Origin of the sequence: Jeotgalibacillus soli, assembly GCF_000829435.1 — a bacterium.
GTDB lineage: Bacteria > Bacillota > Bacilli > Bacillales > Jeotgalibacillaceae > Jeotgalibacillus > Jeotgalibacillus soli.
This window is the reverse complement of sequence record NZ_JXRP01000014.1, coordinates 17667-37396: the sequence shown is the minus strand read 5'-3', so window position 1 is coordinate 37396 and position 19730 is coordinate 17667. Positions and strand designations below refer to the sequence as shown.

The 19730-nt window shown below is 40.4% G+C and carries 19 protein-coding genes and 1 pseudogene; 8 read left to right on the top strand and 12 right to left on the bottom strand.

Annotated features, from left to right (window positions below):
* Positions 1 to 103: 103 nt before the first annotated feature.
* The 6 genes and pseudogenes from KP78_RS08305 to KP78_RS08280 all read right to left on the bottom strand — a co-directional run bounded on the left by KP78_RS08305 (position 104) and on the right by KP78_RS08280 (position 6746).
* Positions 104 to 1477, bottom strand: coding sequence for an alanine/glycine:cation symporter family protein (locus KP78_RS08305; protein WP_041088023.1), 1374 nt, complete (start codon positions 1475 to 1477; stop codon positions 104 to 106).
* A gap of 302 nt (positions 1478 to 1779) precedes the next feature.
* Positions 1780 to 2118 (bottom strand): annotated as a pseudogene (locus KP78_RS08300) (IS5/IS1182 family transposase); the annotation flags it as partial.
* A 236-nt stretch (positions 2119 to 2354) separates the two neighbouring features.
* The gene (gene motB, locus KP78_RS08295) at positions 2355 to 3188 is read right to left on the bottom strand and encodes a flagellar motor protein MotB (protein WP_041088021.1); all 834 of its coding nucleotides are present in this window, start codon (positions 3186 to 3188) and stop codon (positions 2355 to 2357) included.
* Positions 3175 to 3975 (bottom strand): flagellar motor stator protein MotA, encoded by an 801-nt coding sequence (motA, locus tag KP78_RS08290; RefSeq protein ID WP_041088020.1) that lies wholly within the window; start codon positions 3973 to 3975, stop codon positions 3175 to 3177. The genes motB and motA overlap by 14 nt, the downstream gene beginning before the upstream one ends.
* Before the next feature lie 282 nt (positions 3976 to 4257).
* Positions 4258 to 5793 carry an FAD-binding domain-containing protein gene (locus KP78_RS08285; protein ID WP_235420880.1) on the bottom strand — a complete coding sequence of 512 codons (1536 nt, stop codon included), beginning with the start codon at positions 5791 to 5793 and terminating at the stop codon, positions 4258 to 4260.
* A gap of 140 nt (positions 5794 to 5933) precedes the next feature.
* A complete protein-coding gene (locus tag KP78_RS08280) occupies positions 5934 to 6746 on the bottom strand; it encodes a response regulator transcription factor (RefSeq protein WP_041088019.1) in 813 nt (270 codons plus the stop codon).
* 174 nt (positions 6747 to 6920) lie between these two features.
* On the opposite strand from KP78_RS08280, the gene KP78_RS08275 reads away from it, so the two are divergent.
* The 8 genes from KP78_RS08275 (at position 6921) to KP78_RS20280 (ending at position 14473) form a co-directional block, all read left to right on the top strand.
* On the top strand, positions 6921 to 8150 hold the full coding sequence (locus tag KP78_RS08275; RefSeq protein WP_041088018.1) for an aminopeptidase: 1230 nt from the start codon (positions 6921 to 6923) through the stop codon (positions 8148 to 8150).
* A 287-nt stretch (positions 8151 to 8437) separates the two neighbouring features.
* On the top strand, positions 8438 to 8566 hold the full coding sequence (locus KP78_RS20955) for a hypothetical protein (RefSeq protein WP_268747514.1): 129 nt from the start codon (positions 8438 to 8440) through the stop codon (positions 8564 to 8566).
* A gap of 72 nt (positions 8567 to 8638) precedes the next feature.
* Positions 8639 to 9148 (top strand): acyl-CoA thioesterase, encoded by a 510-nt coding sequence (locus tag KP78_RS08270; RefSeq protein WP_041088017.1) that lies wholly within the window; start codon positions 8639 to 8641, stop codon positions 9146 to 9148.
* Between the two features lie 347 nt (positions 9149 to 9495).
* Positions 9496 to 10485, top strand: a complete 990-nt coding sequence (locus KP78_RS08265) for a BMP family ABC transporter substrate-binding protein (RefSeq protein WP_041088015.1) — start codon at positions 9496 to 9498, stop codon at positions 10483 to 10485.
* Positions 10486 to 10499: 14 nt separating this feature from the next.
* Entirely contained in the window at positions 10500 to 12170 is a 1671-nt protein-coding gene (locus tag KP78_RS08260; protein ID WP_041088013.1) for a methyl-accepting chemotaxis protein, read from the top strand.
* A 357-nt stretch (positions 12171 to 12527) separates the two neighbouring features.
* Positions 12528 to 13535 carry a rod-share determining protein MreBH gene (mreBH, locus tag KP78_RS08255; protein ID WP_041088011.1) on the top strand — a complete coding sequence of 336 codons (1008 nt, stop codon included), beginning with the start codon at positions 12528 to 12530 and terminating at the stop codon, positions 13533 to 13535.
* 294 nt (positions 13536 to 13829) lie between these two features.
* Positions 13830 to 14000: a hypothetical protein gene (locus KP78_RS20020; RefSeq protein ID WP_157841473.1), complete on the top strand. Its 171-nt coding sequence runs from the start codon at positions 13830 to 13832 to the stop codon at positions 13998 to 14000.
* 335 nt (positions 14001 to 14335) lie between these two features.
* Entirely contained in the window at positions 14336 to 14473 is a 138-nt protein-coding gene (locus KP78_RS20280) for a hypothetical protein (protein ID WP_162835582.1), read from the top strand.
* 126 nt (positions 14474 to 14599) lie between these two features.
* Here the strand turns inward: KP78_RS20280 and KP78_RS08245 are convergent, their stop codons facing one another.
* The 6 genes from KP78_RS08245 to tenA all read right to left on the bottom strand — a co-directional run bounded on the left by KP78_RS08245 (position 14600) and on the right by tenA (position 19561).
* Positions 14600 to 15751: a nitric oxide synthase oxygenase gene (locus tag KP78_RS08245; protein ID WP_084219890.1), complete on the bottom strand. Its 1152-nt coding sequence runs from the start codon at positions 15749 to 15751 to the stop codon at positions 14600 to 14602.
* Between the two features lie 98 nt (positions 15752 to 15849).
* On the bottom strand, positions 15850 to 16191 hold the full coding sequence (locus KP78_RS08240) for a nuclear transport factor 2 family protein (protein ID WP_041088007.1): 342 nt from the start codon (positions 16189 to 16191) through the stop codon (positions 15850 to 15852).
* Positions 16192 to 16334: 143 nt separating this feature from the next.
* The gene (locus tag KP78_RS08235) at positions 16335 to 17372 is read right to left on the bottom strand and encodes an ABC transporter substrate-binding protein (protein ID WP_041088005.1); all 1038 of its coding nucleotides are present in this window, start codon (positions 17370 to 17372) and stop codon (positions 16335 to 16337) included.
* Positions 17369 to 18121: an ABC transporter permease gene (locus tag KP78_RS08230; RefSeq protein WP_041088003.1), complete on the bottom strand. Its 753-nt coding sequence runs from the start codon at positions 18119 to 18121 to the stop codon at positions 17369 to 17371. Before KP78_RS08230 ends, KP78_RS08235 begins: the two co-directional genes overlap by 4 nt.
* Positions 18118 to 18894 carry an ABC transporter ATP-binding protein gene (locus KP78_RS08225; protein WP_041088001.1) on the bottom strand — a complete coding sequence of 259 codons (777 nt, stop codon included), beginning with the start codon at positions 18892 to 18894 and terminating at the stop codon, positions 18118 to 18120. The genes KP78_RS08230 and KP78_RS08225 overlap by 4 nt, the downstream gene beginning before the upstream one ends.
* Positions 18887 to 19561: a thiaminase II gene (gene tenA, locus KP78_RS08220; protein WP_041087999.1), complete on the bottom strand. Its 675-nt coding sequence runs from the start codon at positions 19559 to 19561 to the stop codon at positions 18887 to 18889. The genes KP78_RS08225 and tenA overlap by 8 nt, the downstream gene beginning before the upstream one ends.
* Positions 19562 to 19730: the final 169 nt, after the last annotated feature.

Here is a 19730-nt window from a genome sequence, read left to right as displayed (position 1 = left end):
ATCCTTTCCAGCAGAAAAGAAAACTCAAATCATTAAAAAAACGTCCAGCAATGTGCTGAACGCGAATATTTATCTAATTAGCTGCAATATGAATGCTTCTCTACTATTTCTTACCGACATCCTTCTTATAATATTTATCTGAAGTAAAGAACTCCGTATTTAGTTCTTTTACCTTATTACTTAAAAGTAATATTGCGATGATATTTGGCAATAGAATGGCTGCAAGCATGATGTCTAGTAAACCCCAAATAACTTCTGCAGCACCTACAGCTCCAAACACAATGGCAATAAGATAAACAATTTGAATCCCATATGCCGCTTTTAATCCAAACAGAAATTCTGCTTGTTTTGATCCGTAGAATATCACGACCAGAATCGTAGAGAGGACGAAAAAGATTAATGATAGCGTAACAAGAATACTGCCAGCCTGTCCAAAATAGCTAGAAAAGGCAATAGTCGTTAACGCTCCAGTGTTTTCATACGCTCCCTCTTCCATCCAAACACCAGAAGATAGCACGACAAAAGCTGTCGCCGTACAAATGATCAATGTATCCACAACAATTCCAATGATCGCCCAAAACGCTTGTCGAATCGGGTGATCCGTTTGTGCTGCAGCATGTGCAATTGGTGAAGTACCCAAACCTGCTTCATTCGAGTAGAGACCACGGGCAAATCCCCAGCGGATTACATCCACAATTGCAGCACCGGCAAAACCGCCAATGACAGGTGCTGGCGAGAATGCATTGGAAAAAATTAATGAAAAGAAATCAGGAAGCATATTCAAATTCATAAACAAAATAATAAGTGCTCCACCTACATAAATAAATGCCATAAAAGGAACAAATACCTGTGTAACCTTTCCGATTCGCTTAATCCCTCCGAACACAACAATTCCAACCAAGACTGCAACAGTGATTCCTGTCCATAAAGCTGGAATATTAAATGATTCCTCTACTGTACTTGCAAGGGAATTCCCCTGTACCATAATACTTGGAATTAATTCAAGCATAAGAGCAAAGGAAAACCAGATTCCTAACCATTTCATCCCAAGACCTTTTGTCATATAATACATCGGCCCGCCTACAAATTCGCCTTTTTCATTTTTTTCACGATAATGAACAGCAAGTGCGCTTTCTGAAAATTTCAGCGCCATTCCAATTAGCGCGATGACCCACATCCAAAAAACAGCCCCCGGTCCTCCAAACATAATAGCTGCAGGGACTCCCACAATATTTGCAGCACCAACCGTAGAAGAAAGAGCAGACGTCAGTGCCTGAAATGGTGTAACTGTTCCTTCCCCTTTTGGTTTTTTAAAAACACTGCCGAAAGTTTGTTGAAATATGTATAAAGGATACCGAAACTGAACAAAACCAATCTTAATCGTCATATAAATACCTGAAACTAATAACACTGTAATCAATGGAATGCCCCATAGCCATCCGGAAAAACGCGCAATCCAACTCAACAAATCTTCCAAATGAATTCCTCCTAAAAAATGAGTAAATAGAATACGCTTTCCATATTCCCTCAATTTTAGAAGCTAAACGGGATTTGATTTTCAGCTAACTCGACTCAACTTCATCCAGCTTCTTTGCTATTCAAACCAGCAACATAAAAAAGCGGCTGACTCAAAAGATCGTTGAACGACGACTCTTTTTGAATCAGTTTTTTTGTCTTGTAAGCATTTTTTCTGTTTTCAGGTTATTTATAGAAAATTTGAGGAGATATTCCCCTCAAACTTTCACTATCTTAACTGTGTTTTGTCTATGTTCATCCCATTTTTTCTTTAGCACAGGTTGTTTGAAACGGACAGCCTTGACACTCCATACAGAGATAGGTTCTTTTCATTGATTCATACCCATTGTCAGATTTTCTTCGGGAATCATATTGAGAAGTTAGACGCTTGCCATTCTTACAAATCCATTCATCAAGCTCATCATCGTAACTCATGTTATCAACTCGTCCGAATTGCTCTTTCCATTTCTTCGTGGATTCTTTATCAAACGTGCTGTGCTTAATATAGGCCTTGATTTCTTCCTTTTCACAGAAGACGTAGTTTTCCTCACTGCCATAACCAGAATCAGCCATAACAGACTTAGGCTTTGGACGGTCATATCTATGCTGATATTGATTCTTGCACCCTGTTGATTGAAGTGGAAGGGGCGAGACTCCTGCGGGAGAAGCGAGTCAACGGGAGACCCCGCAGGCGCAAATGCGCCGAGGCGGCTCCCGGACCGCCCGCGGAAAGCGAGTCCCTGGAGCGGAAATCAACAGGCCATCTTTATAGAGCTATTTTCTTGGAAAAAAGAGGGTGCCCAAAAGCTTTATACTTTTGGGACACCCTCTTTTTATTCTTACTGTTCATCGTTTGTTTTATTTGCTACACGCGGCAAAATAAGGACCTCTACCCGCCTATTTTGAGCCCGTCCTGCTTCCGTTTCATTTGTTGCAATTGGCTGATATTCTCCAAAGCCTTTTGCACTAAACCATTGCGGATCAAGATTTGGATTTTCAATAATAATTTTCATAAAGTTAACGGCACGCATCACGCTAAGCTCCCAGTTTGAGCTAAAATTCGCACTTCCGATCGGCACATTGTCCGTATGGCCGGAAATAATCACACTTCTAGGAGGATCGAATTCTAATAAACGTGCAACCTCATCCCCAATCGCTCGATAGGAAGGCTGAACAGTTGCCGATCCTGATTGGAACAGAACACTGTCACGAATCGTTAATAATAGTCCCTCGTCTAACAGTTGGGTAGCATATTGATCGCCTAACTCGTTTTCTTGGATATATGAATCAATTGAAGCTTTGATTTCTCTTAGCTCTTCTTGATCCTGAGCCATAGCCGACTCTCTCTCCGATTGCTCTGCTATATATTGTTGAAGCAGCGCTTCTTCCGGTGTAAGCGTCGACTCCTTATCCACCTCGTCTATGGCATCTTGATTTTGACTGCCTGCATCATCTTCAATCACAATATTCGTATAATCGAGCACACCTGTCCCACTCGTAAAAATATCACTGAATACTTTCGACATTTGTTCCATTTTATCTGCATCCACACTGCTGCTGGCAAACAGCACAATAAACAGGGCGAGAAGAAGTGTTAATAAATCGGAATATGGAAGCAGCCAGGACTCATCGATATGATCTTCATGCTTTTTCTTTTTTCTACGCCTCGCCATTGTTCATCGCCCCGCCTTCTTCCAAAAGCTTTTCACGCTCTTTAGCAGGTAAGTAAGAAGCGAGCTTTTGCTCGATTATTCTAGGTGCTTCTCCTTCCAAAACGGATAAAATACCTTCAATCATCATGTTTTTAACCATTACTTCTTTTGTCGATTTCCGTTTAAGCTTATTGGCAAATGGGTGCCATAATGCATAGCCTGTAAAAATCCCTAGAAGAGTAGCAACAAATGCTGCTGCAATAGCCTTTCCTAATGCCTCAGTATCATTTAAATCTCCTAAAGCTGCAATTAGCCCTACAACCGCTCCCAAAACACCCAGTGTTGGAGCATATGTTCCAGCCTGCGAAAAAATGGAGGCGCCAGATTGATGGCGATCTTCCATTGCATCAATTTCCTCTGTCAATACATCTCTTATGTAGTCAGCATTTTGCCCATCAATTGCTAACCCTAGTCCATTACGCAAAAAAGAATCATCAATGTCGCCAGTTTTCGATTCAAGCGCCAGCAGTCCTTCTTTTCTCGCAAGTTCGGCCCATTCTCCAAACATGGTTATCACTTCTTTTACATCCGTTGATTTACTTTCTTTAAATAAAATTCCGAATAGCGCTGGTACACGCTTCAATTCAGACATTGGAAAGGCGATCATAACAGAAGCAACTGTACCACCAATAATAATCATCCAAGCTGGCCCGTTAAGAAGTGCGGACGGGTCAACCCCTTTCAACACCATTCCTAATCCAACAGCTACGAGAGCCAGTAAAATACCAAACAGCGAGGAGCGATCCAAATTCATTCACCTACATTCACAAAATTCTTACTCTCTTTATATCGGAGCTTTTCATTTTTACTTTAAGGGTTTTAAGAAAACAAAAAAAGATTTTGAGAATGCAAACACATATTATTCACAAAGAATAGCTAACAGCAAAGACCAAAAGGGTATCTTATTTAATGTCACAGAGATATCCTCATCTGGAGCACCAATGATGAATTTTTGGCAGTTGGTCTTTTTATCATTACCGTATCCCGATGATTCGATGGACCGGATAAATCGATTCCTGCAACGAACAGCTTATTCATCCTCAAACAGTAATAAGGTCAATTGTTCTGAATGACTCTCCTTCTTATTTTTTTTAGACGCTTTTGGTGATCTATTTTTTTCTTCTTCCGGACTATGATCTTTCTCAGGCTGATACGGCACTGACTCTTTCTTTCCAGTATTCACCCTAATACTTGCAAGTAATGCTGCTGCTTCTATATTCGCTTTTTTAATATCTACTATTGGAGAAAAATATTTTAATCCAAAAAAACCAGGATCTAACCACGGCTCATGAATTGCTTTTTTAGGAATATTTTTCAATTCAGGAACAAATCTCTTTACAAATTCTCCGTTTGGATCGTGCTCTTTCCCCATTTTGACTGGATTATAGTTGCGAATCGCCTTTTTCCCGCTTGCACCTGTCTGCATTTGCACTTGTCTCCAATGGATGCCAGGCTCGTAATCTAAAAATAATTGAGCCAATAGCTTCGCCGGCTCTCGCCAATTCTGCTGCAGCGTATTGCAAATAAAGGAAACAAGCATGGCTCTTAAATCAAAATTGATCCATCCCGTTTGATGCAGGGCTCTCATTGCTGCATCAACCATTGGAATACCTGTTTGTGCATGGTACCACAGGTTAATCTGCTCTTCGTCTCTTTTTTGCTGAATGTCATCAAAAGACTTATTGAACGCCTGCTCATGAATTGCTGGATGATCCTCAAGGTGCCATACAATTTGGCAGTGCCAATAAAGACGAGATTTAAACGCTAGCAGCTGCTGTTTTTCTTCTTCGCTCATCGGCTCCAGCAATGCTTTTCTTGTCTGCTGTACGACAGTTTTAATGGATAGATTCCCCCAGGCTAAATAAGGAGACAGCCGGCTTGAAGAAATTGTACTCTGCAAAGGTTTTGATAGATGAGTAAGATAGTTTTGATAACGATTGGTGAAAAACGATTTTAACGTATCAATTGCTTCCTCTTCCCCACCTACTTGTCCATATTTAATAGGGGTTCCGGGAAGATTTTCCTCAAAGCTTTTCAACTCGTCTATCGTTAGAATAGCATCTTCCGGAACTCGATCAGGGGACATGATTTTCTTCGGCTGCGGCAGGTAAGGACTACTCATAAATTCATCCCATTGCTTTTGGAAATGTTTTGGCGAAGATTTCCCTCTTGTTATACCAAAATGCTGAAACTCTATCATTTCTAAATTCTTTTCCTTCATCCATCGTCTGACACGCTCGTCTCGAACCATAGTATCGGAAGTTCCGTTTTCCTCATGTGAAAACAATTTGAAGGGTCCGTATGTTTCCAGCAGACTTTGCAAAACCTGCTCCATTTCAAATTTAAATAAAAGAAGCTTTCCACCCCGCTCTTCAATTCTCTTTTTCAAAGATGCAAGGCTTTCTAAGACAAAATGGAAGTGACGAACAGAGAGTTCACCTGAGCCCCAAATAGAAGGCTCGGCCACATAGATGAAGAGCGTTTCCCCATATTTCACAGCCTCGTGAACGGGTTGGTGATCACGAAGTCTAAGATCTCGCTTGAGCCAAACAATATTCACGATCATCCCCCCTGTATACGTTGTTCGTAACGCTTTAATGATCTAAATAGATAAAAGCTTATTACGTATGGAATACATCTGCATTCTCATGTAATAAGCTTTTTATCATATTACTAATGAGACGCAATGATTCCTTTAGGTAACATTCATACTAGCATCCTTTTGGCTGTACGTTTCAGTCTTGCAAGTACTTCTTCAATTTTGAACGGTTTTTTTATGTAATCAAAAGCTCCGATCTCGAAAGCTTGAACAATTTCCTGATCACTTAAGCTTTTACTAATCATCACAACCTCTACCAAATTGTGCTCGTATCGCTCACGAATCCATTTGAGTACCTTAAGCCCGTCCATCTTTTGCAGCACACCATCTAGGATAACAAGATGCTTCCCCTTCTTTTCCAAACGGCCAGAGTTGAAAAAGCTTTGCGCATCCCTGAACCATTCAAGGTCCAATTCGATTTCATCCCAATCACTTGCAATAAGATGATCCTGCAAAAAGAGCTGAATCACTTCATCATTATCAATAAATGTTATGAATAATTTATTTTCTTGTACACGAGGGATTATCACTTCAACTGTATTCGTGCTTACCCATTCTGGATTAGAAAGCTTATACGGCAGGAGTCTCTCATGTCCTTTTTCGATTGTAGCGCCGGTTATCTGATAAATGACTTTATCTTCAAAAATTCTCTCAATCTCTTCTACAAAAGGCTTAACTAGCAATTTTAATTTCCCTGGAAATATTACGACTTTCGAATTAGAATTTAAAACAAATGACATCGAAAGATAAGGTGATAGGTAGGAAACCCGATCCCAAAACTGATCATTTCTCACCTTTGAATTAGATGCATCATCCATTCTCTGTATTTTTACTATATGCAGTAAAGCCTGATCCTTTAGTAAATAGGATAAGCGGTTTTCGATAAATTTTTCATTTTGACCATGCACTAGTTCGTCCACATTTACCTACTCCTTCAAACCTGTTCCTTTAATTATAGATGAATTTCGAGATAAATAAGAGTATTTTCATTCAAAACATCCACATTTTCAGTGATTTTAATAATTTTTGGTTTTTTCTCAGCCACCTGATAAAATATAGAAAGTGATATTACCTATATAAAAGGAGCTAATCAAATGAATCAACAGGAGCTTTTAGAAAAATATGCTGATTTAGCAGTTAAGGTTGGCGTTAACATTCAACCAAATCAATTGTTGTACATAGGCGCTACCATTGAGAATGCACAGTTTGTACGACTTGTAACCAAGAAAGCCTATGAAGCTGGGGCTCGTCAAGTATTTGTCGATTGGTCAGATGATGAAGTAGGGCGTCTAAGATATGACCTGGCACCATCAGATTCATTTAGCGAATTCCCCGAGTGGAAAAAACTTGAGCGCGAAGAACTTGCTAAGCAAGGGGCAGCCTTTATGAACATTGTGTCTTCCAGCCCTGATTTACTTAAAGGGGTAGATCCTGAACGTATATCTTCCTTTCAACGCGCTGCTGGAAAAGCATTAGAGCAATACCGCAAGTTCATACAATCTGACAAAGTCAGCTGGACGGTCATTGCGGCTCCATCAAAAGGCTGGGCACAAAAGGTATTTCCTGACCTTGAAGAAGAAGAAGCTGTTACAGCCCTTTGGGAAGCTATTTTTAAAGCAGTACGTGTTGACCAGGCTGACCCAGTTCAAGCTTGGAAAAAGCATGATGAAACCCTTCATGAAAAAGCTGCTTATCTAAATAATAAACGCTACAGCAAGCTTCACTACACTGCTGCAGGCACTGATTTAACAATTGATCTTCCAGAAGGTCACCTGTGGGCAGGGGCTGGAAGTGTGAATGAAAAAGGCGATACATTTATGGCCAATATGCCTACAGAGGAAGTATTTACAGTCCCTCATAAAGACGGTGTAAATGGCTACGTTAAGAATACAAAGCCTCTTAGCTATGGCGGCAATATTATTGATGGCTTTACATTAACATTTGAAAACGGCCGGATTGTAGGCATAAAAGCTGATGAAGGCGAAGATATTTTGAGAAAATTAATTGAAACGGATGAAGGTTCTCACCGTCTTGGAGAAGTTGCTCTTGTCCCTCACCAATCACCGATTTCGCAATCAAATGTGCTGTTTTACAACACTCTTTTTGATGAAAATGCTTCAAACCACCTTGCGATTGGCAGTGCCTATGCATTTTGCATCGAAGGCGGTAAAACAATGTCACAAGAAGAGCTTGCTGAAAAAGGGCTCAATAGCAGTATTACTCATGTCGATTTTATGATCGGCTCTAACAAAATGAATATTGACGGTATCCATAAAGACGGTACGAGCGAGCCTGTATTCCGTGATGGAGATTGGGCTTTTTAATCAGTGACCGAAGAAAGATTCTGATGTTTTGATTCTCATTCATCAGAATCTATTTTTAAAAAATTGGCTATGTTAGAGATCATTGATTTTGGCACTACGTGATTGGAGCGTAAGGTGTGAGGCTCCTGCTTAGAAAAGCGAACGCCTGTCACGGAAATCAACAGGCCAGGTTAACAGCATCAAAATTTTAAAAGTTTTATCAAAAAAACACGCATTTTAGGGTGAACTTCATTTATACTAGGGTAAATGAAGAAGATAGGTCATTTTCTGAAAGGGGGCTAACACCGATGGCTGAAATGACAGTGATTTTACTAGGATTTGTTGCACTGATCGGACTTGTTGGCGGAGCACTTATGTATTTCTTACGTATCCCACTTAACGCCAAGGATGCAGAAAAAATTGATCCAAAACCATAAGACATTGGCCATGCGCCGATGTCTTTTTTTAAAATGATGACACCGAATCGAAGCAATGAGGAGCTGATTGATATGAAAAAAGAAAAAAGGATGAGTGAAACCCGAACAATTCAAACGAGCAACGTCCTACCCCCTGATACCAATCATTATGGAACCTTATTTGGAGGGAAATTGATGGCTTATATTGATAACGTGGCTTCAATCTCAGCCACAAAGCATGCACGCATGCCAGTCGTAACCGCCTCCACTGATTCTGTAGACTTTTTACAGCCAATCCGGGTTGGTGACGCTGTTACATTAGAATCATTTGTTACCTACACTGGACGCAGTTCTATGGAGGTATTTGTCCGTGTCACGACAGAAAAACTGCTGACCGGAGAACAATCCGTTGCCGCCATTTCCTTTCTAACCTTTGTTGCACTTGGCCCTGATGGAAAACCTGCTGAAATCCCACAAATCATTGCAGAAACAGAAGAAGAAAAATGGTTAAATGAAACTGCTGTAAACCGCTCAAGCCACCGTAAAGCACGTAAGATGCACAGCATGGAGCTCGCAGCGTTTTTTTCGAAAAATCAGCAATAAATCATTTCAGATCCTTAAAACGAATCCACTGCACGCACAAATTGTCGCTCATATGTTATTCATTTTCTAGCGACTGTTTGTACTTAATCGTGTCATTGGGCTCGTTTTTATTTTGCGTTTTAAAAAATTTTTTCCTCTTTTCCCTTTTTCAAACCCTTTACTTTTTGAAAATTCGAACAAAATATCAAGAAATTTTTTTATGAAATTTCATAGTTTTCTATAAATAAATTGTAAACCAATACGATATATTAGTATATTAGTAGGATGTTGTTTTACATTTTATAGTTCTTTTTTATCATGAAGATTTGCAGATTAATAAACTGTATGGAATGTGAGGGGAAAAATAGATGAAGAAACTCAGTGCGCTAATAGCCGCGATCATGATGGCATTTATGTTGGCTGGCTGTTCTTTGTTTTCGGAAGAACAACCGCAAGGAACACAATTCGATGCAAAAATAGGTATTTTATTGTCTGATACTGGACTTGGTGATGGTTCCTTTAATGATGCTGCTTTTCAAGGTTTGGAACGCGCCCGAACAGATTTAAATATTGTTTTTGACTACCGTGAAGCACCCGAGGGGAATTATGAAGAAATGCTGAACGAATTAGTTGAACAAGATATGACACTGATCATCGGTCTAGGTTTTTCTGTTCAAGAAGCAATTGAAAAAGTAGCACTAGAAAATCCAGAACAACAATTTTTGTTGATTGATGGCTACTCAGAAGTCGCAAATGTCGTGTCCGTCACATTTAAAGAACAGGAAGGCAGCTTTTTAGTCGGCGTTGTGGCTGCATTAACAAGTGAATCTGGTGTTATAGGGTTTATTGGCGGAGTCGACGCACCTGTTATTCATCGATTTGAACAAGGTTATATTGCAGGAGCCAAATTTGCTAATCCTACTATCACGGTCCTCTCAAATTACGCAGGTGATTTTGGCGATACAGCGCTTGGCGGCAATATCGCCCAGCAGCAAATAGATCAGAATGCTGACTTTATTTATCCAGCTGCAGGCTACACTGGTGTTGGTGCCATCTTAAAAGCTCAAGAGCACGGCGTATTTGCAGCAGGAGTGGATAGTGACCAGTTTTTTATCGCGGAAGAGGCTGTCGTTACTTCCATGCTTAAAAAAATCGATGTAGTCGTTTACGATTTAGTTTCTTCTCTTGTTCAAGGAAATATTGACGAAGCTGCATTTGAGCTTGGTCTTGCAGAGGATGGAGTCGGTTTAGCCGAAATAAGACTGGCACAACTAGATGCGACCGGCCAGGCTTTATTGCAGGATGTACAAAAGAAAATTATCTCTGGTGAAATTGTTGTTCCAGAGACGAAAGAATAAAGGAGCGCACCCTAATGAAACTACAAAATCACCTATTTCTACTAGCGCTTATTCCACTTATTCTATCGACAGCCATTGTTACATTTATTATTTATCAAATGGTCACAATGACCTCCTCTTCAGAAACGGATGTTGACGTCATGCTTGAGGTTGAATCATTAAATAGTGACCTCGTTATTATCCAGCAAGCATTAGCCAATTTCTCCTTAAATCCAAATGAAGGAAATCGTTTAAGCGCACAAAATTTAATTCTGGAAACGGAAAAGAGCTTAAAACAATTAACTTCTATTCTTGCAAACGAAGAACAGCGTACTCAGTTGGAAGGAATATCTGTTAAATTTGATGCTTTCTCCTTCGATGCTGGAGAAGCTTTGGATACAGGTAACAACACAGAGGCAAATCGTCAGTCAATAAGAGTGTCTGGGATCGTCAATGATGTACATCTTTTAAAAATCCAAACAATTGATTGGTATAATGCCAGTATTGCGGGTACTCAAGAGAGAATATCCTTTATTGTTAAATTTTCTTTAACTGCAATTGTCGTTATTATTATTGTCACTCTATGTGTTTCTTACTTTATTTCAAGAAGAATAACGGCACCACTGAACCGTATGGTGAAAAACGCCAGACTGGTCGCGAGCGGAGATTTAACCGTTGAACTCATGACAACTGAATCGAAGAGTAAATCAAAATTCGAGATTGATCTTCTAAATAAATCGTTTAATGACATGATCTTGAACTTAAGACAAACAGTCTTTTCAATTGAAAAAATCAGTGATCGTGTAACAGGCTTTGCAAATGACGTTTCTCATAAAATGGAGAATATCTCTGAGAGCAGCTCTCAGGTATCCGCTTCAACAGAAGAACTGGCTAAAGGCAGTCAATCTATTTCGGAGGATGTTCAATCTACTGCTGAATTAATGGCACAAATGAATCAAGACTTTCAAAAAAGTGTTCAGATTAGTGAAGAAGCATCGATTCAAGGAACTCAAGCGCTTGAGTCTGTTCAGGTCGGACGGAGCACGCTTAATCAGCAGCAGCAATATGCTCATGAGCTTGCATCATCTTCAAAAGCAATTAAAGAATCGATTGATCAATTTGCCGCTTATACAGGAGAAATACGGGGAGCAGCCATTTTTGTTAAAGAAATTGCCGAGCAAACAAATCTTCTTTCGTTGAATGCAGCAATAGAAGCTGCGCGTGCTGGAGAAGCAGGAAAGGGCTTCGCTGTTGTAGCCAATGAAGTGAAGAAGCTGGCAGAGGACTCTGCCAACGCAACAGAGAAAATAACGATAATGGTACAAAATATTCAACAAGGAATCAATCGTATTATGGCAGCTTCTAATACCGGTCAATCATTATCGGAAAAGCAAGTTGTATCTATGACTGAGACAGAGGCATCATTTCAGACTATCTCTGTACGAGTAGAACTCATTCATAACCAGCTTGGCACCCTGGCTGATAGCATGGAGCAATCAGCCAAACGTACAGAACAGGTTATCTCTGCCATTGAGAATATTTCTGCTGTATCGGAAGAAACGGCGGCTGGGACTGAAGAAATCTCAGCGTCTACAGATGAACAGTTAAAATCCTTAGAGGATATGAGACAAAACATTCAAACACTGAATAGTATGACCTATGAAATGCAGCAGCAGCTAGAGCTGTTCACGTTGTCAAAGTCTTAATAAATCAAGCCAGTTCCTCTTCATGGAACTGGCTTTTTAAATTACAAGTTGATTAATCTTTTATTACAGCTATAAGCTACATATTTGTTTTGTTAACGCTTAAAACCCTATCTTATCAAATGTTTTCTATTGTCATCTTTCTGTAGCAATTCACTCTTCCTTGTAATATTCATTTCTATCCAATAATCCCCTCTCCTCTTCCCTCTGAAAATAGTCTATACTACACGGAAGAGTATACTAGGCAATCATCAGGCGAATATGTTGCTGAAGAGCACTAAGCCACATATGCCATATGGAATAGCAAACAGGAGCTAATGATGCCCTGTTTAATAATAGATGACAACGGAGGAGTTACTTATGCTATCGAACGCAGAAATAGGTATCGATTTGGGTACTGCAAATATACTAGTTTACAGTAAAAACAAAGGTATTATAATGAATGAGCCTTCTGTTGTTGCACTCGATGTCAACACAAGGAAGGTTTTGGCAGTTGGAACAGATGCTAAAAATATGATTGGTAAAACACCTGGAAATATCGTTGCTGTACGTCCATTAAAAGATGGAGTAATCGCTGATTTTGATGTTACGACAGAAATGCTAAAACATATAATGGCCGCCATTTCAAAAAAATTAGGCTTTTCATTGCGCAAACCAAGTGTTGTCGTATGTACGCCTTCCGGTGCCACTTCAGTTGAACGACGTGCCATTCACGATGCTGTTAAAAGCAGCGGAGCAAAGCATGTCCATTTAATTGAGGAGCCTGTTGCAGCTGCGATCGGTGCTGATCTGCCAGTCGGAGAACCTGTAGCCAATGTGGTTGTTGATATCGGCGGCGGGACAACCGAAGTAGCCATTATTTCATATGGCGGCGTGGTTTCCTGCAGTACAATACGTGTAGCTGGGGATAAAATGGACGATGATATTATTCATTACATTCGCAAGTCCTACAACCTCTTAATTGGTGAACGAACTGCGGAACGAATTAAAATCGAAATCGGGCACGCGCCGATCGAACATAAAACGATGGAAATGGATATCCGAGGACGCGACCTCGTTACAGGGCTCCCAAAAACCATTGTACTTAATTCAACAGAAATTCAGCATGCTATCCAGGAATCACTTTTAAGCATCCTAGAAGCAATACGGGCTACCCTTGAAAATTGCCCGCCAGAATTAAGTGGTGATATCGTTGATCGAGGCGTTGTTTTAACTGGAGGCGGTGCATTGTTAAATGGTGTTCAGCAATGGCTGAGTGAAGAAATTGTTGTGCCTGTTCATCTTGCCCCAAACCCGTTAGAATCCGTAGCCATAGGAACAGGAAAATCACTCACTGTGATTCATAAACTTCAAAAAGCAATGAAATAATAGGCTTTAACAGCGCATTTCCAAAAGGATATGGGCTGTTTTTTTTATGTTTAACAGCCTACGTATTGGTTACTTTTAAATGTTTCATTTAACTAGTGATCTAACAAAGAAAATTCTTCGTATGCTTTGTAAGGAAAATCGTGATATATTTTGCTTCTAGTATGATGAAGATATCTAATTTCCCCAGAAGATTTTGACCAGGCCGCTGCAGTCTCTTCTGTATACGGAGACGAGGGCGGATCTCAGTTTCTAGAAATTTGGAACTCAGCTCTTAAAGAAGGATTAGCCGTCCATGTGGATCAATTACTAATGGCTTTTGACTCTTATGCCTTTTCGATTATGAAACTTGCTTATCGCTCCATCTGCGAAGCATACGCTCATATGACGATGCCTGCTGAAGGATTGTCTGCTGCAATTGTTGATCAATTTCCTGAGAATTTTGGAAGAAATGAAATGCCGACTTAAATGCCCAATACCGGAATGGCAGATGAAGCAGCACTCCCTTACACTTGGATATTGGCCGGTTTTGCATTAGCTGCCGGTATATCCGTAATTTTACAATCGTACACATAAACAATCATAATATTATAATAAAACCACCAAAAAGGGTTCTCTTGGTGGATTTTTTTACGTTTTTAACATGACATCGCGGAATAATTGATTCAGAAAAGAAGGAGTACCTCTTGTTTATGGGATTTATGGGCCAAAGTTATGCTTTTATGCACCTTCGTAAACTATTTATATACAACAGTCCTATTCCCTCCTACATACAGCATATACATCAAAAAAGGAGGGGTTTTGTGGCTTACTTATGGGTTGTCACTGTTGGTTTTGTCGGATGTATCGTTATGATAGGCGGCGTATTTTTTTACTTTATCAGGTCAGGTCTGAATCCTAATGATGCTATAAAAGTCGATTCTCAAAATTGTGATCATTAAACATATTCAACCCTCAGAGACAACACAAGAATGCGCAGTCCCATTTTTTATAATGAGCAATTTTTTTGTCATCAAACTGAACGAGAGAAGCGGCTCTTGCTCTTATTAATAAGCCGGCATAAATTACTATTCACTTAATTTCGTCGTAGAAAAAGGACAAGCCGACTGAACATGTTTCGTTTCTTTCGTTTCATAAAAACGAGGCTGATAAAAGAAATTCGGGCTTTTCCATTCATTGTTATAGTCTTTATGAAAAACATGTGAGGTTGCTGGTGAAAGCGGTGATATAAGCCAAGTCCAATCACCGGTTACCTCTCGTCCTGCTTTTTCCTCCTGCTCCTCAAATAATTTAAACTGGCTGGCTGCAGTATGATGATCAACTATACTGACCCCAGCTTCCTTGTACGAAGAAAGCACGGCTGCGTTCAGCTCAAGCAATGCACGGTCCTTCCACAGAGTTGATTGAAGCCGCGTGTCTAATCCCATTTTCTCCGCTACAACGGGCAGCTGGTTGTACCTTGTCTCATCAGCAAAATTTCTTGCTCCAATTTCCGTTTCCATATACCAACCGTTAAAAGGGGCAGCGACATATTCTATTCCGCCAATCTCCAGCTTCATTTCTGATATGATTGGGACAGCATACCACTTTAATTCTAATTTCTTAAACCACTCAAGCTCTGGATGAGTCATGGGAACTTCCATGACAAGAGATGATGGAATCTCAAAGTACTCCGGAGCCTGTTCATCGATTTGAATCACAAGCGGCAGGACATCAAAAGAGGTTCTTTTCCCTCTCCATCCCATTGCTTTACAAAAGGCAGTAAATTCAATAGAATGTGGATCTCCAATAATTTCACTACCAGCTTTTTTGTAGCCAGCATAGCGAATGAGCTGATGATTATAGATTCGAACCGGGTCTATTTCCTGTGCCCTTGGTTTAAATAACGTAACCGTTGGCCTGATCTTCCCCTTATTCGTGGCGTATTCAATATGATGAAGTAGAGCATCTCGTACTTCAATCGCTGTAGATGCACTCCTTGCATCAAATACATTGAGATGATTCCAAAACAAACGTCCAATACATCGATTGCTGTTTCTCCAGGCCGCTCTTGCTCCAAACTCAAGCTCTTCATAGGAATGCTTATAGCTTCCATTGCGAATAATCTCTTCCTTTACCTGAAAAAGCCTGCTATTACGTTCTTCTGGAGGTGCATTTTGCTCTGTATAAAATTGATTGATGAACGCTTCTGCCTTCAACCACAACATATCTTTATCCATGTTTATCCCTTCTAACGTTTCTGTTTTATGACTTCACAATGAAATCATATCATGCAGAAAGAATACAATGTTCTTTTAAGGGTTACAAACAAGTGAATTCACTTTATGAACCATACCTTAGAAATCTTATCATTTGTCACTTCATACATCGCAACCGCTTCTACTTCGATCCCGTTTGCTCTTCCCGTTATGAACTCATGGTCAATGACAATGTTATCGTGAGCAATCCGAGCACGTAATTCTGCATGCTGGTTCGGATTATTTTCAAATAGATTCGAATATCTTTCTCTCATTTTATCGATGCCGGTGTACATGATTTTATTGGATGGAAACTCCATAATCTCCACTTCCTCACTGTACACCTGTAAAAATTCTCTAATATCCTTGTTGTTATACGCATCTAATTGTTTTTGTGCCAATTCTGCTGCTAGACCTTTCACGTTTCCGGCCTCCTACTGGATCTATTATCTCTCTAGTATTTTGTACTGCTTTAATAGAAGCATATCCTTTTCACATCAAGAATGCGAAAAAAACGGAAAAACTCGTTATTGATTAAACGAATTTTTCCGCTTTTCTCTTCATATTACTCTACAATATTCACAAAAAGGTCCTCAGCTGGAGGTGCTTCTTCAATCAATCCTGATTCTAGCAGCCAATCCGTTGTTTCCTGCCAGGATTCTTCGCTTTGGCTTCCAAACCCTTCTTCAGACTCCATCTTTGGCATTAGAATGGATAAGCTTTCTTCTTCCACTTCTTTAATTAACGGGAAGTTCGCTTCTTCTTGATTTGCTAATAAAATTTCAAGTGCTTCGTCAGGGTTTGCTGTCATAAATTCATAGCCCTTCGTTGCAGCGCGCCAGAAGGCTTCGATTGCTTCTTGATCTTGTTCCCACGTTTGATCGCTCGTTACTGCAACCAGCTCATAATAGCTTGGAACACCATAATCTGTTGGGTTAAAATAACGTGTTTCATGCCCGTTATGCTTTAGTACTGGAACTTCGTGATTTACATACGCACCGATCACTGCATCTGCCTGACCGCTTACAATTGAAGAACCTAATTCAAATCCTACATCTACCATGTTTACCTCCTCAGGATTGCCTCCATCATAGGTAACCATTGATGTCAGCAGTGCTTCATTCAGCGGAATTCCAGGATAACCAACCGTCTTTCCTTCTAGATCCTTCGGTGATTGAATAGGGCTGTCTTCAAGCATCACAATATGATTTAATGGCGAGCGGACAATGGCTCCAATCGCTTTAACTGGGACATCTTGATTGGCACGTGCCATTACAACATCAGGCTGATAGTAAAAACCAAGTGTAATTTGGCCAGCTGCTGCCAGATTAAGAGGATCTGTCGGATTTGTTGGGAACTGAATCTCAACATCTACCCCTTCCTCTTCAAAATAACCATTTTCTTTCGCTACATAAAGATAGCTATGAACAGCATTTGGATACCAGTCAAGCATGACCGTAACCTCTGATAGCTCCTCTTCATTTGACCCTTCATCAGCTGATTCAGCTCCAGAATCCGTACCGCTTGTTGAATCATTTCCTCCACAAGCTGCAAGGATCAGCATCATTAACAACGATAGACTTAATAGTAATTGCTTCTTCATTCCTTTGACCTCCATTTTAATAATCTTTTTTCTAACCACACAACAATTAAAAATAGGACGATACCAACAGCAGATAATAAAACAATTGGAGCAAAGACGCCAGCACCGTCAAATTGCGTCATCATTCTCCGGCTAAAATAGCCTAAGCCCGCCTGTGCTCCAAGCCACTCGCCAATGGCCGCCCCAATCACACTCATCGTCACCGCCACCTTCAATCCTGAGAAGAAGTAAGGGAGCGCGGACGGAACACTCAATTTCATAAAAATTTCTCTTTTATTTGCTCCCATTGTTAACAGCAATTCTCTTAATGCCTTGTTGCCCGAACGCAGTCCGTCAAATGTATTGACGGTAATCGGGAAAAAAGTAATTAACACGGTCACTACTACTTTGCTCCAAATGGAATAGCCAAACCATAGAACAAAAATAGGTGCAAGCGCAATAATCGGAATGGTTTGAGAAGAAATCAGAATTGGATAAAATGCTCTCTCAACTGTACTGCTGACATTCATCAAAACAGCTAATCCCGCTCCTAATACAATTGATATCGCGAGTCCGATCATGATTGTGGAGAGCGTAGCAGGCAGATGGTCAAATAATAAAACCTCTCTTAATTCCCAAAGCCTTATTAGCATTCCTGTGGGTGAAGGAAAAATAAAAGGCAGCTCAGCCAATCTCGCAGCCAATTCCCATGCGCAGAGCATTATCAATATAAGAATAAAGGCCGCTCGGTATTCTCTCCACTGCTTCATGGTTTCACCTTCACTCGCAGCTGATCAATCAGATGATCTTTTAGCTTGATGACATCAGGGTTATTTAAGTCCCGAAGATTTCGCGGGCGCTCAAGAGGTACTTTTACCTCTTGCAAAGTACGCACGGGTATTTCTGAAAAGACGAAAACGCGGTCTGATAAAAATAATGCTTCATTAACATCGTGCGTAATAAATAAAATCGTTTTTTTCCGCTTTTCCCATTGCTCCAACAGCCATTCCTGCATGGCCATTCTTGTAATCGCATCAAGCGCACTGAACGGCTCATCTAATATCATAAGATTAGAGCCGCTTAAAACAGTGCGCATAAAGGAGACCCGCTGCTTCATTCCCCCGGATAGCTCACTTGGATAACGATATTCTGAGCCCTTTAATCCGAATTCTTCAAGCAGTTCCATGACCTGCTTATGTGCCATTGCTTTTTTGATTCCTTTTAACTCAAGCGGTAAAGCTGCATTATCCAAGATAGATCGCCATGGCATAAGCAAGTCCTGCTGAGGCATATACCCAACACTTCCCAACCGATCTTTTCTGATCTCACCATTTAGTAAAATATCTCCGCCCGCCGGCTGCTCAAGCCCTGTAATTAAACGAAAGAGTGTACTTTTCCCCGATCCGCTCGGTCCTACAATGCTAATAAATTCCCCGTTATTGATAGATAAATTAAGAGTATGAAAAATCGAAAGTTTCTCTTCATCCCGCTCCCCTTCATAATGAAATGAAACTTCACGAAGCTGTAAAACAGACCTACTCATTGAACGGCCACATCTCTTTTTTATAGGACATATCCCAGAACATGTATTCAAACCTCGTTGTGTTTAGAAAAATTTCTTCCAACTCAGTAAGCTCTTTTTCTGATTTACCGGCCGTTAGATCATCTAAAAGCTTAATGCACCACTCTGCAAGCTGACCGAATTCGTCAGAGCTATACATTTTAATCCATTCTCCATAAAGCTCATGGTCGCTTGCGCCAGGAATCTGATTCAGTTCCTTCCCAATTTCCCAATAGCTCCACATGCACGGTAGAACGGCTGCTACTAAATCAGCAATCGATCCATTATGAGCAACTCCCATCATATAATGTGTATAGGCCAAAGTAGTGGGAGATGGCTTTGCATTTTCAAGCTCTTCCTCTGAAATGCCAAACTTCTTTGCATATTGACGATGGAGTGACATTTCCTCGTTCATTGTCGAGTCGAGCAATCGTGCAAATCTCCCCATCGTTTCAATATCCTTCGCCTTCACTGCTCCGATCGCAAATAATTTAGCATAATCGATTAAGTACAAATAATCCTGAACCATAAAAAATCGGAATTTCTCAGGATCAAGCGTCCCTTCTCCCATTTCTGCCACAAAAGGATGATGATGATTTTGCCGCCAGATTGGCTGAAGCTTTTCATGTAATTGTTGACTGAATTTCACTGCTTCTCACTCCTTTTTATTAGGCTTTATTAACTATGTCTGTTGATGCAGCACGGCTTGCCTTGGGGCGGACAGTAAGCCTCCTCGGTGGCAAACGCACCTGCTTGAGTCTCACTTGTCCCGCTTCAGCCCACAGGAGTCTCGCCTATCTGCCCCAATCAACGCTGTG